Source organism: Pseudoduganella aquatica, from assembly GCF_009857595.1.
Taxonomy (GTDB): domain Bacteria; phylum Pseudomonadota; class Gammaproteobacteria; order Burkholderiales; family Burkholderiaceae_D; genus Rugamonas; species Rugamonas aquatica_A.
In genome coordinates this window covers 47,602-65,088 of sequence record NZ_WWCU01000036.1, presented here as the reverse complement: position 1 = coordinate 65,088, position 17,487 = coordinate 47,602, and the positions used below count along the sequence as shown (strand labels likewise).

Genomic DNA, 17,487 nt, shown 5'->3' with positions numbered 1-17,487 from the left:
TCTTGGCAGCATATTCAAGGTCGGAAAAGCTCTTTTGCATGGTCGATGGCGGACAGTGGGGGTGCCGTTATTGTCTCAGGTTGGACTGCCGCAGGGAACGGCGTCCGATGAATTAATCAGTGCTTCCATAGGTATCGCCTTCCGCCATCGTGGTAGCGGATTTGCCTGGAGTCTTAATGAGAGTGCGGGCGCGGCTGGCCCTGGTCTTCTCAGCGGAGGACATCGCGGCGGCCAAGACGATATTGCTGAACTTATAGGTGAACTTGGTTCCATCCGGCTGGGCGATGGTGACGGTTTCTGGAATGCAGTCTCCGGTTTGCTTTACTGAGCAGCCAGCCAAGGTGAACATTACCCGGGGAACCTCGATGCTCGACATCCAGTTGGGGCCGAACATCGCGCCGCTGGTCTGCTTGCTGCGATACATTCGGGATACACCAAGCCCATACGCGCCGTGCGCGACGTAATCTATTTCCTCTTTGACTTTCTCGCCGGTGGCTAAAATGACCGGCTTGCAGGTCTTGGCGGAAGTTCCGGAATCTGATGCGGTTGACGGCTTCTGCTGTTCTTGGGTGGCGGGACTGCCACCTCCGCCGCCGCCACCGGCCGACGGCGTGCTACCACCGCCGGCCTCATAGAAAGTATCTCGACCATTTTGGCACGCATATTTCATCGTCCCCACATAGCCATCGCACCTGTCCCCCGGCACAAAAACTCGCGGGATGTCACTATCCTGCGCAAAAATAGGGTTTGCAAAGAAGCCACTGCAAAAATACACGAAAGCCAACCGGAAAAATACTTTCAATTTAATAGCCTCTTTGGAAATTTTAATTATTTACCAAACGTAATTTATTAAAAAAATCCTATGAGTCAATTAAATACTAATCAATATCAAATAATTATTAGCTACTGATTTGATATTCAATAGCCATCGGCTCACTGAACCGGCAGCGCCTTGTCCCACGGCGGCACCGGCTGGTATTCCGCCACCAGGAAATCAATCAGCGCGCGGACCTTGGGCGAGGGCTGGCGGCTGGCGGGGTACAGGGCGCTCAGGTAGTTGAGCGGCAGTTCCCAGTCGTCCAGCACGGGCACCAGCGTGCCGTCGCGCAGCGCTTCGCAGGCGAGGAAGGTGGTGCTGTAGACGATGCCCAGCCCGCGCAAGGCGGCCTGGTGCAGCACCAGGCCGTTGTTCGCGGTGAAGGCGGCGTTGATGCGCACCGACGTGCGCCGCTCGCCCTGGCTGAAGTGCCAGGTGGCGCCGTCCGTCAAATGGCTGAAGTGCAGGCACTGGTGCTGCGCCAGGTCTTCCGGCGCCGCAGGCTTGCCGGCCCGCGCCAGGTAGTCCGGGCTGGCGCACAGCACGCCCTTGCACGGCGCCAGCGGCCGCATCGCCAGCGCCCGGCTGTCGGGAATGCCGCCCACGCGTATCGTCAAATCAAAGCCGTGCTCGATGGGGTCGAGCAGCGCATCGTCCACGTAGAGCAGCGGTGTGAGTTGCGGATGCGGCAGGCTGAAGCGGGCCACGGCGTCCGCCAGCCACATGCCGCCGAAGCTGGACGGCGCCTGGATGCGCAGCGGTCCGGCCAGCTGGCCACCCGCCTCGCGCGCACCCGTAGCCACTTGCGCGGCTTCCCGCGCCTGCGCCACCGTGGCCATGCACGGTTCCAGGTAGGCCTGGCCCACGTCGGTCAGGCTCACTTCCCGCGTGGAGCGGTGCAGCAGCCGTGCTTGCAGCTTGTCCTCCAGCTGCATGATGTGCTTGCTGACCATGGCGCGCGTCAGCCCCAGCCGGCGGCCCGCCTCGCTGAAGCTGCGCAGCCGTGCCACTTCGACAAATATTTCCATTGCTCTGAGCTGATCCATCAGCCATTGTCTTCATTTTGCAGACAATGTGTCAACCGTTTGCCGATTGTGACGCCGCCGGGGCAGCCGTACAATGGCGCACCATCCATACCAAGGGAGTCCCCGCCATGCTGAACGAAGCACAAAAGCAACAATACGAGCGCGATGGCTACATCGTCATCCCCGGCTTCAAGAGCCCGGCGGAAATTTCCGCGCTGCGTGAGCGCGCCGCCAAGATTGTCAACGAATTCGATCCAAGCGTGGCGCAGGGCATCTTCACCACCAAGGACCAGGAGAAGAAGTCCGACGAGTACTTCCTGCGTTCGGATAACACCATCCGCTGCTTCTTCGAGGAAGAAGCCTTCGGCCCGGACGGCCAGCTGAAGCAGGCCAAGGAACTGTCGATCAACAAGATCGGCCACGCCATGCACGACCTGGACCCGGTGTTCCGCGCCTTCTCGGCCGATCCCAAGCTGGCGGCCGTGGCGCGCGACCTTGGCCTGGCCGAAGCCCAGGTTTGGCAGTCGATGTATATCTTCAAGCAGCCCGGCATAGGCGGCGAGGTGCGCTGGCACCAGGACGCGACCTATTTCGACACCACGCCCATCAGCGTAACCACCTTCTGGTTCGCGCTGGAAGACGCCACGCTGGACAACGGCTGCCTGTGGGCCGAGCCGGGCGGCCACCGCACGCCGCTGCGCGAGCGCTTCGTGCGCAATGGCGACAATATCCGCGTGGAGAAGCTGGACGCCACGCCGTGGCCGGACGACTCCACCGCAGTGCCGCTGGAGTGCAAGGCGGGCAGCCTGGTGTGCTTCCACGGCCTGCTGCCGCACTACAGCGCGCCCAACCGGTCACCCGTGTCGCGCCATGCCTATACGCTGCACGCCACCGACGCGCGCACCGCGTACTCGCCGCAGAACTGGATACAGCGCGGCGCCGATTTCCCGGTACGGGGTTTCATTTAAGGGCCAGCCATGCAGATCAAGATCTTCGCCCCGCACTGGGGCAGCAACGAGCTGGCGCCGCAAGCCTTTATCGATAAGGTGGCGGCGGCCGGTTTTGACGGCATAGAGATGTCGCTGCCGCTGGACGCTGCCGCGCGCGCGGACTGGACCGGCCGCATCGCGGACGCCGGCCTGGCCCTGATCGCGCAGCAGTGGGAAACCGTGTTCCATCCGCAGTTCGACGCGCACAAGACGGCGCTGGCCGAGCTGCTGCACAACGCCTGCGCGGCGCGCCCGCTGCTGGTGAACACGCACACCGGCAAGGACTTCTACAGCCAGGCGCAAAACCTGGAGCTGATCGCGCTGGCGGACGCCATCTCGCAGCAGCACGGCGTGCCCATCGTGCACGAAATCCACCGCAGCCGCTTCAGCGGACACCCGATGCTGCTGCTGCCCTACCTGGAAAAGCTGCCGCAGCTGCAGCTGACGGCAGACCTGTCGCACTGGTGCTGCGCCTGCGAGTCGCTGCTGGAAGACCAGCCGGACACGCTGGCCGCCACGCTGCCGCACGTGCGCCACATCCACGCCCGCGTGGGCCACGCGCAGGGTCCGCAAGTGGCGGACTTCCGCGCGCCGGAAGCGGCCGCTGCGCTGCAGGCGCACTTGCAATGGTGGGACCGCATTGTGGAACTGCGCCGCGCCGCCGGCGCCGACGTGATGACCATGACGCCGGAATTCGGCCCGGCGCCCTATCTGCAAACCCTGCCCTACACCGGCCAGCCGGTGGCGAACCAGTGGGAACTGAACGTGGCCATGATGCAGCTGCTGCGAGCCCGCTACGGCTGAGTCAGCGCCGCCCGGCGCAGGCCTTGCCCTGCGCCCGGCCCCTCGCCTTCGTCGCCATCGCGCACCGGCGCCACCAGCGGCAGCACCAGCGTCACGGTGGTGCCCTGGCCGGGCTCGGACTGGATGGCAATGATCCCGTGCAGCACGCCGGTCACGATGTTGTAGACGATATTCATGCCCAGCCCCGAACCGCCCTGCCCCATCTTGGTGGTGAAGAAGGGATCGAAAATCTGGTGCAGGGTGCGCGCCGACATGCCCACGCCGTCGTCGCTGAACTCGATCTGCGCCTGGCCGTTGCCCTGCGCCACGGCGCGCAGCCGTATCATGCCGCTGTTGCGCCCTTCGAAGGCATGCAGCATGGCGTTGTTGATCAGATTGCTCAGCACCTGGCTCACGCTGCCCGGATAGGAATCGAATTCCAGCTGCTCCGGCACTTCCACCACCACCTCGCAATTGGCGCGCCGCAGCTGCGCGGCGAAGGTGGCCAGCACGTCGCCCACCACGCCGGCCAGCAGGAAGCGGCGGCGCTGGCCGCTGGTCTGGTCCACCGCCACCTGCTTGAACGAGGTGATCAGTTCCGCCGCACGGCTCAGCGAACTGGCGATAATGGCGCAGGCCGTGCGCGCGTCGTGCAGATGCGCGTCCAGCGCCGACTTCTTCACACCGCCGTCGGCCAGCTTGCGGTCGAACTCGGCCACCATATCGCTCAGCGCGGTGGCCGTCAGCAGGCTGTTGCCGATGGGCGTGTTCAGCTCGTGCGCAATGCCGGCCACGAGCGCGCCCAGCGACGCCATTTTCTCGGACGTGATCAGATTGGCCTGCGCCTGCTTGAGCGTGGCCAGCACCAGCGTCAGGTCGCGGTGCGCCAGCTCGGCGTTGGCCTTCTGCGCGGCCAGCTCGTCCAGGCTGCGCTCCAGGCCATGCTGCGTCTGCACCAGCGCGGCCTCGGTTTTCTCGCGTTCGGCGATGTCGCGCCGCAGCTGGCCGGCCAGCGCGCTGTTGCGCTGCGAGGCCACCAGCAGCATGGCGATCAGCGCGCTGATCAGCGTGCCGGCGGCGGCGATCAGGCCGATGCGCAGGTCGCCGCTGCTGTAGCGCGTGCCGGCATGGCCCTGGAACCGCACCAGCCAGCGCCGCTCGCCCACGTTGAAAGTGGCCTGCGTGGTCAGCCCGGGCAAGGGCAAGGCGCGCGCGCCGCTGCCTATCTTGCCGGCGCTGTCGTACATCAGCGTGTCTATCGTGGCCGGCAGCGGCGTGTCGTCGCGCAAATAGCCGCCGTCGTGGATCTGGATCGACATATGGGCCAGCATGGGCGAATCGATCACTTCGCGCATCAGGTTGTTCACGCGGAATACGATGGCGACAAAGCCGATCAGCGCCGCGCGGCGCTGCTCCACCGTGTCCACCGGCCCGTTGCGGTACACCGGCGCGCGCGCCACGAAGCCGGGCTGGCCGCTGGCGTCCTGCACCAGCGTAATGCGCTCGGTGGCGATAATCAGGTTGCTGTCCCGCCCCATCTCCAGCGCCCGCTTGTGCGGCGGCAGCGCGGCCAGGTCCAGGCCGAAGGCACTTTCATTGCCCACCATGGGCTCGTTGTATTCAATGATGTAGTGCGGATCGCGCACGGCGGCCGGGTGCAGCGCGAACTGGGGATAGCCCTCCGCCAGCAGGCTGGTGTCGGCGCGCACGCCGGCGGCAAAGGCAGGCAGCTGGGCGGCCGGCACCACGCGCACAAACTGGATGGCCTGGAAACCGGGATAACGCTCGGCCAGGCGCAGCTCGTGCACGTAGTGGTTGAACTCGGCGCGGCTGACATTGCCGTTGCGCACCGCATACATGCCTTTGATGCTGAGCAGGGTGTCGAAATAGGTTTGCAGGCGCACGCTGGTGTCGCGTGCAATCTTGTCGGTGTCGCGCTGGAAGCTGGTGCGCAGGTTGTGCTGCTGGGCGTCGGACACGAACATGCACACCCACACGGTAATGCAGATGCCAAGGACAAACGCCAGGAAACCGTGTATGCGCAAATGCATGTCTATGCTCGACGTGGAACGCGGCGGTGCAGCCTGCCGCAGGGCTGAAACGACTATAGCATAGCCCTGCGGCTACATATACAAAAGCAACGCTTATTGCACGGCGTCCTGAAATTCCGCGGCAATTTCCATGAAGCGCTGCTCGGCCATCAGCATGGCGTCCACCACGTCGGGGTCGAAATGCTCGCCGCTGCCCTGGCGTATCAGCTCAATGGCGGTCTCGTGGGTGAAGGCCGGCTTGTAGACGCGCTTGGAGATTAGCGCGTCGTACACGTCGGCCACCGCCATCAGCCGCGCCGACACCGGGATGGCTTCGCCAGCCAGGCCTTGCGGATAGCCCGAGCCGTCGAACTTCTCCTGGTGCGAATAAGCGATCTCGCGCGCGAAGCGCAGGAAGTCGTTGGAAAAGCCCAGGTGCTGCTCCACGCCGGCAATGGCGTCGCGGCCGTAGACGGTGTGCAGCTTGATCTGCTCGAATTCCTCCGGGCTGAGGCGGCCCGGCTTGAGCAGGATGGCGTCCGGGATGCCCACCTTGCCGATGTCGTGCAGCGGCGCGGCCTTGTACAGGAAATCGATGTTGCGGTTGCTCAGCTCATGGTTGAAGCGCGGATGGTGCTGCAGCTCGCGCGCCAGCGCCACCACATAGCGCTGCACGCGGTGGATGTGGTTGGCGCTTTCATGGTCGCGCGTTTCGGCCAGCGAGGCCAGCGCCCAGATGACCGCGTCCACCATCATGGTCAGTTCCACCGTGGTTTCCGTCACCAGCTCTTCCAGGTGCAGGCGCTGGCGGGCCAGCAGCTCGGCCGACCGCCGCAGCTGCAAATGCAGGCCCACGCGCGCCAGCACGGTTTCGGGGACCAGGGGCTGGGTGATGACGTCGGCCGCGCCGTCGCAATGGCCGCGCTGCTCGAGCTCCGGCTGTCCGGGCGGCACCATCAGCAGCAGCGGCAGGCCGGCCGTGTCCGGATTGCGCCTGAGCTGCTGGCAGACGGCAAAACCGTCCACCTCCGGCAGACCGGCGTCGAGCAGCACCAGGTCGGGGCGCGGTATCTGCTGGGCGATGCGCAGCGCCGCCGGGCCGTCGGCGGCCAGTTTCACTTCGTAGAGGTCTTGCAGCAGGCCGTTCAGCCACAGCAGCTTGTCCGGCGCCGCGTCTGCGATCAGGACGATGGCCTTGTTGTTGTCGTTCATGGACTGCGCCCTCCTGACTGGTTTGATCAGTAATTATTACCAGCCAGCATCATACATGAGGGAGCGGCGACTATTCACACAAGGCCTGGGTGCCGTCCTCGAACAGGGCGCCGAAACAGCGCGTGCAGTGGTAGCAAAACAGATGGGCGATGCGCACATTGTCCTGGCGCGGCACCAGCTGCAGCTGGCCTTGCCGGCAGGCCGGGCAGAATTCGCGCATGGCGCCGACGGCGGCAACGTCGCCGGCCAGATAGGTATCTTCGCAGCGCTCGCCGTCGATGACCGTGACAGGATCAAGTTCAACCAGCAGCAAGGCCGGAGCCTCGCCACGCAATTCAGGTGTCCGTTTCATTACGTTCGTCCCCTAGCCGCTTTCTGGAGAAGCGGACTGTATCACCTTAGCTAAATCGTACTTCACTGACAAGCAAAACTTGCAGCAAAAATTCTCAACGGAATCCGCAGTCAGCCGTATTTGACGATCACCAGCGAGCCGGCAACGATCAAGCCGCCGCCCACGCAGACCGCCCAGTTCAGCTGTTCGCCCAGCACCACGACGCCGAGCAGGATGGACAAGGCAACGCTGAGCTTGTCGACCGGCGCCACGCTGCTGAGCGGCCCCAGCTGCAAAGCCCGGTAGTAGCACAGCCACGACAAGCCCGTCGCCACGGCGGACAGCACAATGAAGGCCCAGCTGGACCAGCTTGCCTGCGGCGGCCGCTGCCACTCATTGCGCAGCGAGATCACGCAGGCCGTCACGCCCACGATCACGATGGAACGCACAAACGTCGCCATATTCGAATTCAGCTCCGTCACGCCCAGCTTGCCCAGCAGCGAAGTCAGGGCGGCAAAGAAGGCCGAACCCAGTGCGAACCAGACCCATTGTGCGTTGGCAGCCATAGTATGTGCGGGAAGAGTGGAAGGACTGGCGCAGAATATCACCGCTGGCCGGCCGGCGCAGGCCGCGCGCGGGATGTGACGTTCTTGCAACATGGCGGGCGCGTCGGCGCCGTCGGGACGCGGACAGTTAACGCGCTCCTCACGCCTATTTGACGAAGTGTTGACGGCCCGGATGCTAATTTCAGTTTTTTCCGACTGCCACCCGCCTGCTCCGTGCCCACCCTCCCCTATCCCGGCAAGGCATACTGACCATGTCCCTGCGCCGCCGCATCACCGCCGCCTATGCCTTGTATGCGCTGGGCATGGTGATTTGCTTCACGCTGATCACCACCTTCACGGTCGAAGGCATAGAAGGGCATCTGGTGGACGCCCGGCTGCGGCAGGCCGCGCTGTGGGCGGTGCCGCGCCATGCCGCCGGGCTGACGGTCGAAATGCCGGCCGGGATCAGCTTCCACCAGGACCAGGAAATCCCGCACGCGTTGCGCGACCTGGCCGACGGCATCCACGACAAGCACATCGAGGGCCACGGCCTGCACGTGCTGGCGGGCAGCGCCGAAGGCCGCCCCTATGTCGTGGTCGATCACCAGAGCGACTACGACAAGGTGGAGGTGGTGGTGTACTCCATGGTGGCCTGCTGCATGATAGGCTTTCTAGTGTTCTCCTACTTCTTGGCGGGGCATCTGGCGCGCGGCGTGATCAACCCGTTGGCGGCCTTGTCGGAGGCGGTGGCGTCCGGCCAGCCCTTGCCTGACATCGTCCACCCGCGCGAACTGGCCGAACTGGCCCGTGCCCTCAACGAGCGCACCTGCTCGCTGCACCAGGCGCTGGAGCGCGAGCGCTGCTTCGCCGGCGACGCCAGCCACGAACTGCGCACCGCGCTGACCGTCATCCTCGGCGCAGCCGAGGTGTTGCAAGCGCAGCCGGGCGCGAACTGCGCCGAAAAGTCGCCCGTCCAGCGGATAGTCCGCGCCGCCACGGAGGCCAGCGAACTGGTGCAGGTATTGCTGCTGCTGGCGCGCGCGCCCACGGCCGAGCAGGCGGCCCCAGTGGACATAGCCGCCATCGTCGCCAGGGCGATGGCGCGCCACGCGCCGCTGGCGTCGGCCAAGGGCGTGCAGCTGCGCCTGGGCGAGTCGGTTCCGTTCACCGTGCATGCGCCGGCCGAGCTGTGCGCCGCCGCCGTGGGCAATCTGATCCAGAACGCCTGCATCTACACCGAAGCCGGCGAAGTGGCGGTGCACTATCAGGCGCGGCAGCTGGTGGTGGAGGACACGGGCGGCGGCCTGCCGGCCGCCGTGCTCGCCGCCATTGCGGACAAGGCCGCGCCGCCGTCACAGGGATCGGCCGGCACCGGCCTGGGGCTGAGCCTCACGCAGCGCATCTGCAGCTACCTCGGCGGCAGCCTGGCTTACGAGCCCACGCCGGCCGGCGGCAGCCGCTTCACCATCACCTTCGCCCCGCTGTGAGGCCTGCGGCCGCTGCGATTCCCTGGCAGCTCAGAAATGCCAGCGCAGCGAGCTGGTCACGCTGCGCTCCACTTGCCCCGGGCGCAGGCTGACCATGCTGCGCGCGGCGCGCTGGCTGTCCACCGCCAGCAACTCCATCGCCAGCGTCACCCCATCGTTCAGCGGCCAGGTGTAGGCCAATGCCAGCGACCTGCCTTTTTCATTGTTGGGATCGGACGGAAGAATGTCATGCTCGCTGGTACTGAAGCGGTCGTAGCGCAGCGCCAGGCGGCCAGGTCCCACGGGGTGGCTGGCCAGCACATACCAGGCCCGGAAGTCCAGGGCAACGGCATTTTTCCCCATCAGCGTATCGCCGTGCATGGCTTGCGCCAGCCACTCCCAGCCGCCGCCGGGCCTGAACACCAGGCTGGCGTGGCTGAAGCGGGTCCGCCAGCCATACTGGCCGTCTTTGACCACCAGCGGGTCGGCGCGGTTGTCATAGCGCTGGACGGCAAGCTCCACGCGCTCGCCTTGCTTGAAGTTGCCGCCGATGTAGTAGCCGGGCCGGCCATCAATTTCCCGGAACGGCCGGATACGGCGGTCCTGGCGCGGAATGGCGCCGTCGGCGCGGTAGACCGGCAGATCGGCGAGCCAGACCGCTTCGTGGCGCCCGGCGATGCGGTCACTGATGGTCCAGCCGCGCCAGGCCAGCAGCGTGCCGGCCGGATCGTTGCCGAAAAATGTCCCCAGCGTCAGTCCATAGTCGTAGCTGGCGCCGCTATGGCGGCCCAGATGCGTCAGCTGCATCTCCGCACCGTTGGTGCGCAGCTCCTCGCCTAGCCAGCTGTTGATGGCGGAGCTCGATATGGTGCGCTCCGGGGTCCACGCAATGCCGGCATAGTCGATTTCCACGCTGCTGGGCGCGAAAAAGAAGCCCGCCTTCATCCGCAATTTCCAGGCGTTGACAGGCAAGGGGCTCCATTCCAGCCACGCCTCGCGCACATCGACGACGCCGTGGTGCTGCGCATCCGCGCTCAGTACCGCCGACGCCGACAGCGTATCGGTCAAATCGGCATCCCCGCGCACAACGGCCTGGCCAACTCCCAGCCGGTTCGACGTGTTGTCATAGCGGATTTTCCCCAGGCCGGCCTCGGTCCAGCTGCGCGCAGCAACGGCCTCCACCGCGCGCACGTCGAGCAAGCCGCGCCACTCGGCCGCCCCGGCGCTGGCGGTCCAGGCCAGCACACTGCACCAGCCCAGCCAGCCCAGGCTCTTCAAGAGTGCACCCATGCGACCTCCCCCACAGCGATTTTGGACATGCGCGCATCTTAGCTGAAAACTCGCAGCCAAACTTTCATCAGAGTTTGCTTGCAATTGAATAGCGCACTATCTATACTGTGCACATGGATACCACTACCAACACCACCGATCCCGCGCTGCGCCACGTGCCGCGCCTGGATGCCCAGCTGTGCTTCGCCCTGTACTCGACCTCGCTGGCGATGAACAAATTGTACCGCAAGCTGCTGCGCAAGCTGGGGCTGACCTATTCCCAGTACCTGGTGATGATGGTGCTATGGGAAAAGAACGAGCAAACCGTGTCCGAGCTGGGCGAGCGCCTGTTCCTGGACTCGGCCACGCTCACGCCGCTGCTCAAGCGCATGGAGCAGGCCGGCCTGCTGACGCGCACGCGCTGCCCGAACGACGAGCGCCAGGTCATCATCGCCCTCAGCGAGCACGGCGACGCCCTGCGCCTGGAAGCGGCCAAGCTGCCCCCGGAAATCCTGGGCGCCACCAACTGCACGCTGGAGCAAGTGGTGGACATGAAAGAACAGCTCACCACGCTGCGCGACAGCCTGATGAAAAACGCCTGACTTCGCCCCACCGCAGCCTTGCGCGGCATCAAGCTGACACCGGCGCAAACCATATTTCGTGGGCGTAGAATGGCTTGATCTGAGGTGCAGCCGGAGATCAGCAATGAACGCGCCACAATTCTTGCTCGAAAAATATCCTGAAGATATTCGCCATCGTGTTGAACTGGCCCGGCAAGTCATACAAGAGCTGAATTTGACCTTAAGCGCCCCCCCCGAAATACGTCCTTGTTACTGGCCGGACGAAGATGAACCAGGTGACTGCACCCCGCAAGATTGGACTCACGATAGCGCCGACGGTGAAATACTGTTTTTTAACGTGGCGGGTGATACCGAAACAATGGTAGCGGCAAATCTGGCGCTCGCGGAAAAGGACTTACAGCACCAGATTGTGCAAGACGGCCAATTCACCATCGTCTTCATGGCTGGCGAAGATGGTCACACCTGCTGAGCTTCTATCAGCAGCCAACAGCATTGGCCAACAGGCAGGCTCTGAAGCCACTATTCGCTCTGCCATCAGTCGCTATTACTACGCGGCCTATCACTGCAGCCAGCAATTTCATGCAAAGTTGGCGATGCCGGGCCAACCAGGTCGTGCACATGGCCGCCATAATCAACTAATCTCACAGCTGGCCAATCCATCCCCGCAGCTTCCCCGGCACCTGCAATTATGTTCGCTTGCAGTCAGCCATGCCCTGTTCTCGATCCGGAATCTGCGCATCCCGGCGGATTATCACTTGAACACAACATTCTCAAACAAGGAACTGCATCAAGCTGCGCAGCTTGCCGCGACGATCTTTGCGCTGACCTGACTTTCAATGTATCAACCTATTTACAAATGAAATTACAGCAGACGAGATAGCCGTTTTAGAATAACCGCTTAACTTTTTCACTAGAAAACAGGGATAGCGGATGATGAAGCGTTTGCCGATCAGTATTGCAGCACTGTGCCTCTCCTTGTCGGCCCAAGCGGCCGACGGATTCGACGACAAGTTCCGCCAGCTCGACGAGCTGCTGCCGACCGCCACGCAGTACCGCACTGCCTCCGGCGCCCCCGGCCACGCCTACTGGCAGCAGCGCGCCGACTACACCATCCGCGCCTCCCTGGACGAAGCCAAGCGCGCCATCACCGGCAGCGGCCAGGTCACCTACCACAACAACTCGCCCGACACCCTGCACTACCTGTGGGTGCAGCTGGACCAGAACATCTACAAGCCGGACTCCGACGCCCGCCGCATGCTCACCGCGCCTTCGCGCGAAGCCTGGACCAAGGCGCGCGGCGCTGAAGACGGCATGAAATTCGAAGGCATGCGCGGCATCCTGGCCGGCCGCGACTTCGACGGCGGCTTCAAGATCGGCGCGGTGAAAACCGCCGGCGGCCAGCCGCTGAAAACCACTGTCAACCAGACCATGATGCGGATCGACCTGCCGACCCCGCTCAAGCCGGGCGAGAAGTTCAGCTTCGCCATCGACTGGCAGTACAACATCAACGAGCAGAAAGTACTGGGCGGCCGCTCCGGCTACGAGTACTTCGAGCAGGACAAAAACACTTTATTCGAAGTGGCGCAGTGGTTCCCGCGCATGGCCGCCTACTACGATGTGGCTGGCTGGCAACACAAGCAGTTCATCGGCTCCGGCGAATTCACGCTGGAATTCGGCGACTACGACGTCAGCCTGACCGTGCCGGCCGACCACGTGGTGGCCAGTACCGGCGAGCTGCTCAATCCGGAGCAGGTGCTGAGCCCGGCCCAGCGCGAACGCCTGGCGCGCGCCCGCACCAGCGACAAGCCGGTGGTCATCGTCACCCAGGCCGAAGCGGAAGCGGCCGAGAAATCGGTCAGCACCGCCACCAAGACCTGGCACTTCAAGGCCAAGAACGTGCGCGACTTCGCCTGGGCCTCCAGCCGCAAGTTCATCTGGGACGCGCAGGGCTACAAGAAGGACGGCACCAATGTGATGGCCATGTCCTACTATCCGAAGGAAGGCAACCCGCTGTGGGAGAAGTTCTCCACCCAGGCCATCATCCACACCATCGAGCAGTACAACAAGTTCAGCTTCGACTATCCGTATCCGACCGCCATTTCGGTGAACGGCCCGGTGGGCGGCATGGAATATCCGATGATCTCCTTCAACGGCCCGCGCCCGACCAAGGACAAGAAAACCGGCGAGATCACCTATTCGAAGCGCGCCAAATACGGCCTGATCGGCGTCATCATCCACGAAGTGGGCCACAACTACTTCCCGATGATCGTCAACTCCGACGAGCGCCAGTGGACCTGGATGGATGAGGGCCTGAACACCTTCGTGCAATACCTGGCCGAGCAGGCGTGGGAAGAGAACTATCCGCAGTCGCGCGGCGAACCGCGCGCCATCGTCGACTACATGCGCAGCCGCAACCAGGTGCCCATCATGACGAACTCGGAATCGCTGCTCCAGTTCGGCAACAACGCCTACGCCAAGCCAGCCACGGCGCTGAACATCCTGCGCGAAACCATCCTGGGCCGCGAGCTGTTCGACCACGCCTTCCGCGAGTACGGCCGCCGCTGGAAATTCAAGCGTCCTACCCCGGCCGACTTCTTCCGCACCATGGAAGACGCCTCGGGCACCGACCTCGACTGGTTCTGGCGCGGCTGGTTCTACACCACCGACGCGGTGGACATCAGCGTGGACGGCATCAGCGAAGTGGCGGTGAGCACCAAGAATCCGGAGATCGAGAAAGCCTGGAAGAAGGAGCAGAAAGCGGCCGAGCCGGAGTCGATGACCGACATCAAGAACAAGGGCATGCCGCGCCGCACCGACGCGCATCCCGAGCTGAAGGACTTCTACAACGAGCACGACGACTACACCGTCACCAACAAGGACCGCAACAACTACGCCGAAGCGGTCGAGAAGCTGGAGCCGTGGGAGAAGAAGCTGCTGGAACAGGGCAAGCACCTGTACCTGGTGGACTTCTCCAACGTGGGCGGGCTGGTGATGCCGCTGATCCTGCAGATCGAGCTGAAGAGCGGCAAGAAGTACATCGAGCGCGTGCCGGCCGAAGTGTGGCGCTACTCGCCGAAGAAGATCACCAAGGTCATCGTCACCGACGAGCCGATGGTGAGCCTGACGCAAGACCCGAACTGGGAGACCGCCGACATCGACACCAGCAACAACGCCTGGCCGCGCAAGCTCACGCCGTCGCGCATGGAACTGTACAAGCAAGAACAGGGCCGCGAAGACATGATGAAGGACTACAACACCCCGCTCAAGGGCAAGGACGCCAAGACCGAGGCGGGCGAGCTCAAGGGCGAAACCAAGGGTGAGGCCAAAGCCGAAGCCAAGGGTGAAGCCAAGAAATGATGGTACGCGGCGCCCGCAAGCTGGCCGCCGCCGCCGCGCTGCTGTTCTGCAGCGCGGCGCTGCACGTCCCTGCCCATGCCCACAACTACCACATGGGCATCACCGACATCAGCTACAACGCCAACACCGGCAGTACCGAAATCGTGCACACCTACACCGCGCACGACGTGGAGGCGCTGCTGGCCAATCTGTACCAGCGGCAGTTCGACCTGGGCCTGCCCGAGGACCAGGCCGTGCTGCGGCGCTACGTTGAAAAGCAGTTCTACATCACGGCCGGCGGCCAGCGCCTGCCGCTGCAATGGGTAGGCGTCACGGCCGACGCCGCCAACATCACCATCTACCAGGAATTGCCGAAGACCGCGCTGCCAGCCGGCGCCGTGCTGCACCACGCGGTGCTGTCCGACTTCGTGCCGTCCCAGCTGAACACCGTCAACCTCGGCGCCGCGCCCTCCGGCCCGGCCGCAAGCTCCCTCACCTTCTCCGCCGCTACGCAGGAACGCACGCTGCCTTAATTCTTTAGCTGGGCCAGAAAAGCGTCGATGGCGTCGATACTGGCGCCGGGGGAACTCATGTGCGGGCAGTGGCCGACATTGCCGATCACGGCCAGGCGGGCGGACGGCAGCTGGCGCAGCAGGTATTCGCCCACTTCGCGCGGTGCGATGAGGTCATCACTGCATTGCAGTATCAGCGTGGGCGTGGTGCACTTCGCCACGTCGGCGCGGTGGTCGGCCGTGAAGGTGACGCGGGCGAAATGGCGCGCCACCGCGCGGTCGGTGCGCCGGAAGCTGGCTGTCAGCTCCTCGGCCAGCTCGGGCCGCTCCGGCGTGCCCATGATCACCGGCGCGAGCGCGCCGGCCCATTCGTCGTAGCGCTCGTCCATCATGCCCAGCAGGCCGTCGATGTCCTCCCGGTTGTAGCCGCCGATATAGTCGCCGTCGTTGATGAAGCAGGGCGACGGCCCCACCATCACTTGCGCAGCGAATTTCCCGGGCTGCCGGATGGCGGCCAGCATGCCTATCATCGCGCTAACGGAATGGCCGATGTAGATCACGGGACCGGTGGCAAAGGCATCGATAATCTCGATCAGGTCTTCGGCGTAGGCGTGCAGCGAGCTGTAGCGCTGAAAGTCATACGCCCGCACATCCGAGCCCCCGCTGCCCACCAGGTCGAAACAGATGGTGCGATAGCGCTCGCCCAGTTGCGGCGCCACGTGGCGCCACATGGACTGGTCGCAGCCATAGCCGTGCGCAAACACCAGCGTGGCGTCGCCGCTGCCGGCCACTCGCACGTTGTTGCGGCGCGCCACCGTCATGGCTGGCCCGCTTTCTTGAAATGCATGCCGTACAGGCGGTTGGTGGACGCGACGGCGCCGGTGATGCGGCCGCCGCCGTCGCGTTCGAACCGGACCACGACGCCGTCGGCCCCGAAGACGTCAGGCGCGAGCGGCTTGAGCCGGAGTACGCTTTCCGGCTTGCCGGACAGCCGGAAAGCAAGCTTGTCGCCGTCCGGCGCGATATCGTAGCTGGCCAGCGCCTCGTCGCTGCCGTAGCGGCCCGTGTAGGCGCTCAAGGCGGCGCTGCTTGGCGCCTCGGCGGCGACCCGGCGGAAACTCATCACCTCGCCCCCGCCGGGGTTTGCCACGAACCGGTCCGGACCCGAGAATGCGAAGGTGCCGGCATTGACGGCGAAGGTGCCTTCCTGGAGCGGCCGCAAAGGCGTGCCGTTGGGCAGCACGAGTACGCCGTCGCGCAGCGCCAATATCACCGGATTCGCGGTCAGCTCGTTGTAGAAAGTGCCGGCGTAGACGCCCAGCCCGGACGAGGCAGCGGCAGGCGCAACGGCGCCGCTGGCGGCCACCGGGACGGCGGCTGGAACCACCGGGGCAGCCAAGGCGGCTGGCGCTGCGGCCGATGGCGCAAGCAGCTCCTGCGCCACTGCGCGCGCAAGCCTGCCGGGATTGACGTCGCCTGCGTTGCACAGCAAGGCTATCGACAGGCGCCGCTCCGGATAGCGTCCCAGCCAGGTACGGTAGCCGGCCGTGGCGCCGTCGTGCGACACCTCCGCCGCGCCGAGATAGCTTTGCGAGATCAGGCCATGCCCATAGTTGCTGATCCTGCCCTCCGGCAGCACCGGACGGCGTTCCAGCTGCGCGCTGATACCCTTGCCCAGCGCATTGGCTGTCAGCGCTTCGTTCCAGATCAGCAGATCGCCCACCGTGGTGAGCAGGCCGCCGTGGCCGTAAACGTCCTCAAATGGCATGTCCTGCTCGTAGCCTTTGCCTGCCGTGCTGTAAGCGACGGCGCGGCCGGGCACCACGCGGCGGAAGTTGTCCCGCCATTGCGTGCGCGTCATCCCGAGCGGCTGGAAGATGCGCTCGCGCGTAAATTCGGCCAGCGTCTTGCCCGACACGCGCTGCACCACGAACGCGGCCAGCACATAGCCGCTGTTGCTGTAAGAGTAGCGCTCGCCCGGCGGGAAATTGAGCCCGCGCTGGCGCGCAATCACCGTCAGCGCCTGCTCCATGCTGACGGAACGCGTACCGCGCGGCCAGCCTTCCATTTCCACAATGCTGCCCCAGTCGCGCAAGCCGCTGGTATGGGTGAGCAGGTGGTCCAGCGTAATCGGCTTGCCGTAGTCGGGCAGCTCGGGCAGGTATTTGCGCACATCGTCGGACAAGGCCAGCTTGCCGTCCTGCGCCAGCAGCAACACGGCGGCGGCGGTGAATTGCTTGGATACCGATCCGGCCTCGAACACCGTATCCGGCGTGTTGGGCGTGCCGTGTTCCAGGTCGGCTTGTCCGTAGGCCAGCTTCAGCGCCGGCTGGTCCGGGCGCGAAATGGCCAGGGCGCAGCCCGGTGTTGCGGCGCCGCTCCATTTGGCGAACAGATTGCCCGCAAACGCGGCCGGCGTTTGGGTGGCTGCATCGGCTGCATCGGCTGCGGCCAGGCGGGCCGCCAGCAAGAATAAAACACCACATTTCTTCATCGTATATTTCCTCCGAGTCAGCACGCGTGTGCCTTGATATTTTGCATCATTTCAATGCATTTTAGGAAACAATTCATTGGTGGCACTTTCCTCCCGG

Annotated in this window: 17 protein-coding genes; 8 read left to right on the top strand and 9 right to left on the bottom strand. The window is 64.4% G+C overall.

What is annotated here, in order from left to right:
- Nucleotides 1-112: 112 nt before the first annotated feature.
- Together GTP77_RS23880 and GTP77_RS23875 are read right to left on the bottom strand one after the other, a co-directional pair.
- The gene (locus GTP77_RS23880; protein WP_161074657.1) at nucleotides 113-802 is read right to left on the bottom strand and encodes a DUF6531 domain-containing protein; all 690 of its coding nucleotides are present in this window, start codon (nucleotides 800-802) and stop codon (nucleotides 113-115) included.
- A 131-nt stretch (nucleotides 803-933) separates the two neighbouring features.
- Complete coding sequence (locus GTP77_RS23875; protein ID WP_161074656.1) at nucleotides 934-1,845, bottom strand: LysR family transcriptional regulator; 912 nt, start codon at nucleotides 1,843-1,845, stop codon at nucleotides 934-936.
- A gap of 125 nt (nucleotides 1,846-1,970) precedes the next feature.
- On the opposite strand from GTP77_RS23875, the gene GTP77_RS23870 reads away from it, so the two are divergent.
- Nucleotides 1,971-2,810, top strand: a complete 840-nt coding sequence (locus tag GTP77_RS23870; protein ID WP_161074655.1) for a phytanoyl-CoA dioxygenase family protein — start codon at nucleotides 1,971-1,973, stop codon at nucleotides 2,808-2,810.
- Between the two features lie 9 nt (nucleotides 2,811-2,819).
- Nucleotides 2,820-3,635 carry a sugar phosphate isomerase/epimerase family protein gene (locus GTP77_RS23865; RefSeq protein ID WP_161074654.1) on the top strand — a complete coding sequence of 272 codons (816 nt, stop codon included), beginning with the start codon at nucleotides 2,820-2,822 and terminating at the stop codon, nucleotides 3,633-3,635.
- On the opposite strand, the gene GTP77_RS23860 is transcribed toward GTP77_RS23865, so the two are convergent.
- The 4 genes from GTP77_RS23860 to GTP77_RS23845 form a co-directional block, all read right to left on the bottom strand.
- Complete coding sequence (locus GTP77_RS23860; RefSeq protein ID WP_161074653.1) at nucleotides 3,626-5,665, bottom strand: CHASE domain-containing protein; 2,040 nt, start codon at nucleotides 5,663-5,665, stop codon at nucleotides 3,626-3,628. The genes GTP77_RS23865 and GTP77_RS23860 overlap by 10 nt on opposite strands.
- 93 nt (nucleotides 5,666-5,758) lie before the next feature.
- Complete coding sequence (locus GTP77_RS23855; protein WP_161074652.1) at nucleotides 5,759-6,856, bottom strand: HD domain-containing phosphohydrolase; 1,098 nt, start codon at nucleotides 6,854-6,856, stop codon at nucleotides 5,759-5,761.
- 70 nt (nucleotides 6,857-6,926) lie between these two features.
- Nucleotides 6,927-7,208, bottom strand: a complete 282-nt coding sequence (locus GTP77_RS23850) for a hypothetical protein (RefSeq protein WP_161074651.1) — start codon at nucleotides 7,206-7,208, stop codon at nucleotides 6,927-6,929.
- Nucleotides 7,209-7,318: 110 nt separating this feature from the next.
- The gene (locus tag GTP77_RS23845; RefSeq protein ID WP_161074650.1) at nucleotides 7,319-7,753 is read right to left on the bottom strand and encodes an EamA family transporter; all 435 of its coding nucleotides are present in this window, start codon (nucleotides 7,751-7,753) and stop codon (nucleotides 7,319-7,321) included.
- 251 nt (nucleotides 7,754-8,004) lie between these two features.
- On the opposite strand from GTP77_RS23845, the gene GTP77_RS23840 reads away from it, so the two are divergent.
- The gene (locus GTP77_RS23840) at nucleotides 8,005-9,219 is read left to right on the top strand and encodes a sensor histidine kinase (RefSeq protein ID WP_161074649.1); all 1,215 of its coding nucleotides are present in this window, start codon (nucleotides 8,005-8,007) and stop codon (nucleotides 9,217-9,219) included.
- A gap of 30 nt (nucleotides 9,220-9,249) precedes the next feature.
- On the opposite strand, the gene GTP77_RS23835 is transcribed toward GTP77_RS23840, so the two are convergent.
- A complete protein-coding gene (locus GTP77_RS23835; RefSeq protein WP_161074648.1) occupies nucleotides 9,250-10,488 on the bottom strand; it encodes a hypothetical protein in 1,239 nt (412 codons plus the stop codon).
- 113 nt (nucleotides 10,489-10,601) lie between these two features.
- On the opposite strand from GTP77_RS23835, the gene GTP77_RS23830 reads away from it, so the two are divergent.
- From GTP77_RS23830 to GTP77_RS23810, 5 genes are all read left to right on the top strand, one after another.
- Nucleotides 10,602-11,069, top strand: a complete 468-nt coding sequence (locus GTP77_RS23830; RefSeq protein WP_161074647.1) for a MarR family winged helix-turn-helix transcriptional regulator — start codon at nucleotides 10,602-10,604, stop codon at nucleotides 11,067-11,069.
- Between the two features lie 103 nt (nucleotides 11,070-11,172).
- Nucleotides 11,173-11,517 (top strand): hypothetical protein, encoded by a 345-nt coding sequence (locus GTP77_RS23825; protein ID WP_161074646.1) that lies wholly within the window; start codon nucleotides 11,173-11,175, stop codon nucleotides 11,515-11,517.
- Entirely contained in the window at nucleotides 11,501-11,878 is a 378-nt protein-coding gene (locus GTP77_RS23820; protein ID WP_161074645.1) for a hypothetical protein, read from the top strand. The genes GTP77_RS23825 and GTP77_RS23820 overlap by 17 nt, the downstream gene beginning before the upstream one ends.
- 103 nt (nucleotides 11,879-11,981) lie before the next feature.
- Entirely contained in the window at nucleotides 11,982-14,405 is a 2,424-nt protein-coding gene (locus GTP77_RS23815; protein ID WP_161074665.1) for a M1 family metallopeptidase, read from the top strand.
- On the top strand, nucleotides 14,402-14,917 hold the full coding sequence (locus GTP77_RS23810) for a DUF6702 family protein (RefSeq protein ID WP_161074644.1): 516 nt from the start codon (nucleotides 14,402-14,404) through the stop codon (nucleotides 14,915-14,917). Before GTP77_RS23815 ends, GTP77_RS23810 begins: the two co-directional genes overlap by 4 nt.
- On the opposite strand, the gene GTP77_RS23805 is transcribed toward GTP77_RS23810, so the two are convergent.
- Together GTP77_RS23805 and GTP77_RS23800 are read right to left on the bottom strand one after the other, a co-directional pair.
- Complete coding sequence (locus GTP77_RS23805) at nucleotides 14,914-15,717, bottom strand: alpha/beta fold hydrolase (protein ID WP_161074643.1); 804 nt, start codon at nucleotides 15,715-15,717, stop codon at nucleotides 14,914-14,916. The two genes, GTP77_RS23810 and GTP77_RS23805, sit on opposite strands and share 4 nt — an antisense overlap.
- Entirely contained in the window at nucleotides 15,714-17,390 is a 1,677-nt protein-coding gene (locus tag GTP77_RS23800; RefSeq protein ID WP_161074642.1) for a serine hydrolase, read from the bottom strand. The genes GTP77_RS23805 and GTP77_RS23800 overlap by 4 nt, the downstream gene beginning before the upstream one ends.
- Nucleotides 17,391-17,487 lie beyond the last annotated feature (97 nt).

Coding starts and splice junctions, on each gene's coding strand:
- GTP77_RS23850 (WP_161074651.1), bottom strand. CDS start 7,208: ATGAAACGGACACCTGAATTGCGTGGCGAGGCTCCGGCCTTGCTGCTG.
- GTP77_RS23860 (WP_161074653.1), bottom strand. CDS start 5,665: ATGCATTTGCGCATACACGGTTTCCTGGCGTTTGTCCTTGGCATCTGC.
- GTP77_RS23810 (WP_161074644.1), top strand. CDS start 14,402: ATGATGGTACGCGGCGCCCGCAAGCTGGCCGCCGCCGCCGCGCTGCTG.
- GTP77_RS23840 (WP_161074649.1), top strand. CDS start 8,005: ATGTCCCTGCGCCGCCGCATCACCGCCGCCTATGCCTTGTATGCGCTG.
- GTP77_RS23805 (WP_161074643.1), bottom strand. CDS start 15,717: ATGACGGTGGCGCGCCGCAACAACGTGCGAGTGGCCGGCAGCGGCGAC.
- GTP77_RS23815 (WP_161074665.1), top strand. CDS start 11,982: ATGAAGCGTTTGCCGATCAGTATTGCAGCACTGTGCCTCTCCTTGTCG.
- GTP77_RS23865 (WP_161074654.1), top strand. CDS start 2,820: ATGCAGATCAAGATCTTCGCCCCGCACTGGGGCAGCAACGAGCTGGCG.
- GTP77_RS23800 (WP_161074642.1), bottom strand. CDS start 17,390: ATGAAGAAATGTGGTGTTTTATTCTTGCTGGCGGCCCGCCTGGCCGCA.
- GTP77_RS23845 (WP_161074650.1), bottom strand. CDS start 7,753: ATGGCTGCCAACGCACAATGGGTCTGGTTCGCACTGGGTTCGGCCTTC.
- GTP77_RS23835 (WP_161074648.1), bottom strand. CDS start 10,488: ATGGGTGCACTCTTGAAGAGCCTGGGCTGGCTGGGCTGGTGCAGTGTG.
- GTP77_RS23825 (WP_161074646.1), top strand. CDS start 11,173: ATGAACGCGCCACAATTCTTGCTCGAAAAATATCCTGAAGATATTCGC.
- GTP77_RS23830 (WP_161074647.1), top strand. CDS start 10,602: ATGGATACCACTACCAACACCACCGATCCCGCGCTGCGCCACGTGCCG.
- GTP77_RS23870 (WP_161074655.1), top strand. CDS start 1,971: ATGCTGAACGAAGCACAAAAGCAACAATACGAGCGCGATGGCTACATC.
- GTP77_RS23875 (WP_161074656.1), bottom strand. CDS start 1,845: ATGGAAATATTTGTCGAAGTGGCACGGCTGCGCAGCTTCAGCGAGGCG.
- GTP77_RS23855 (WP_161074652.1), bottom strand. CDS start 6,856: ATGAACGACAACAACAAGGCCATCGTCCTGATCGCAGACGCGGCGCCG.
- GTP77_RS23820 (WP_161074645.1), top strand. CDS start 11,501: ATGGTCACACCTGCTGAGCTTCTATCAGCAGCCAACAGCATTGGCCAA.